Origin of the sequence: Cryobacterium sp. MLB-32, from assembly GCF_000738085.1 — a bacterium.
Taxonomy (GTDB): Bacteria; Actinomycetota; Actinomycetes; order Actinomycetales; family Microbacteriaceae; genus Cryobacterium.
Map to the genome: position 1 here is coordinate 1 of NZ_JPRS01000635.1, position 1327 is coordinate 1327.

General features: G+C 60.4%; 1 protein-coding gene. It reads right to left on the reverse strand.

Annotation, left to right across the window (positions count from 1 at the left end):
• Positions 1-1056: GH25 family lysozyme (locus JF66_RS20520; protein WP_197059529.1), on the reverse strand; the 1056-nt coding region annotated here is incomplete at its 3' end.
• Positions 1057-1327 lie beyond the last annotated feature (271 nt).

The following is a 1327-nucleotide window of genomic DNA, read 5'->3' on the forward strand; positions in this document are numbered from 1 at the left end:
GGAAAGTACCTGCTGGAGCCCACGCCACGTGTTGGCACCTGGGACGCCATCCACGGCACCCGTGTAGCCTCCTGCCTTCGCGATCAGCTGCAAGATCTTTCCATTGGCCATGCTCGGGGCGCCGCCTGTGGTCCCGGTCAGGTATCGGTCAAGCGCCGCGAATGTCATTTCTCCCGGAACGCCATCAATAGGGCCTTCGTAGTTCCCCTCGCGGGCGAGGGTTTGGAGAGCGCGGTAGGTATTGCCTCCCGGTAGGCCGTCGACTGGCCCACTGTAATAGTGAAGATCGCTGAGAACCTGCTGCACACCCTTCCAAGTGTTTCCACCCGGGATGCCATCGACGGGGCCTTCATAGCCGCCGCGCTGGGCAAGGCGCTGAAGGATCTTCCCCTCTTCGGCAGTAACGCTGATCGATGATGCGCCACTGCCCCCGTCGTCCACAGGAAAGGCGTTAAGGGGAGGAACTGTTTCGCCGAGCGGCGGTTGCGTGAGCCCAGCAAAAGCGCTCAACTGCGCCATGTCGAGGTCGATTTTCATATTGCCCTGTTGGCCGGTCCAGCTGTACTGGTGGATGGCCCAGTCGCTGAACGCTGAGATTGTGATGTTGCCGGGTGCGCCGTTGGGGTTGGTGAACCAGAGCTTGCAACCCACGGCTCGGGTCTTAGCCCAGGAACTAGACGCCAGTCGATTGCCGTTCATGTAGATGAAGGGTGCGTAGCCAACCTCGTTTTTGACGATCTGAGTGAACGTCGCGCATTCGTCATCAGTCCAGACCCGACCCACGTTGAGGGCTTCGTTGTCGAGGGCAAGGATGTCGCCGGTTCGGAAATCGTAGAGATTGTTCAGGAAGAAGCTCGCGTCTCCAGCGGGGTCGTTCGACCCGACTACCCAGTAATGCCCGACCAGCATGCCTGCTGCGCGGGCGCGGCCGACTTGGGCTTGGTAATAGGTGGACACGTAGATGGGCAGATTCGTGCCGCCGGCCTTGATGATGCTGAACTGGTATCCGGCGTCACGTAGCAACCCAAAGTCAATGTTTGACTGGCTGGGACCCACATCAACGCCGTAAACGCCGGTAGGACCCGCGGGGACCGTAGGCGTCGGAGAAGCAGGCTCACTCAACCATGACTGGAGTCCCTTGTAGGTCTGGTCACCGGGAAATCCGTCAACCGGTCCGCCGTAGCCCCCGAGCTGTGCGAGATTCTGTACGCCTTTCCAGGTGTTCGGCCCAGGGAGACCGTCGACGGGGCCTGAATAGAACCCATTGTCCGTGATGACCGTCTGAACGCCTTTCCAAGTGTTGACGCCAGGAATGCCATCCTGCACG